We start from the raw sequence: 364 nt of genomic DNA on the forward strand, positions 1-364 counted from the left end.
ACCCGTTCCCATACCGAACACGGAAGTTAAGCTCTCTAGCGCCGATGGTAGTTGGGACCTTGTCCCTGTGAGAGTAGGACGTTGCCAGGCTTATATTATTCCGCAGTAGCTCAGCGGTAGAGCTATCGGCTGTTAACCGATCGGTCGTAGGTTCGATTCCTACCTGCGGAGCCATTATGCTTCCATAGCTCAGCTGGTAGAGTACTTCCATGGTAAGGAAGAGGTCACCGGTTCAAGCCCGGTTGGAAGCTTGGGAAAAGTTTTTGTTTTTTTTTTGGCCCGTTGGTCAAGTGGTTAAGACACCGCCCTTTCACGGCGGTAACACGGGTTCGAATCCCGTACGGGTCACCACTTTTGGAGGATT

General features: G+C 51.6%; 3 tRNA genes and 1 rRNA gene. All 4 read left to right on the forward strand.

The window, feature by feature from the left end:
• Window positions 1-90 (forward strand): 5S ribosomal RNA (gene rrf / locus MR155_RS31570); the annotation flags it as partial.
• 9 nt (window positions 91-99) lie between these two features.
• Window positions 100-174: transfer RNA gene (locus tag MR155_RS31575), tRNA-Asn, on the forward strand.
• 4 nt (window positions 175-178) lie between these two features.
• Window positions 179-251, forward strand: a tRNA-Thr gene (locus MR155_RS31580).
• Between the two features lie 25 nt (window positions 252-276).
• A tRNA-Glu gene (locus MR155_RS31585) sits at window positions 277-351 on the forward strand.
• Window positions 352-364 lie beyond the last annotated feature (13 nt).

The sequence above is a fragment of the Bacillus cereus group sp. BfR-BA-01331 genome, from assembly GCF_022663915.1.
GTDB lineage: Bacteria > Bacillota > Bacilli > Bacillales > Bacillaceae_G > Bacillus_A > Bacillus_A mycoides.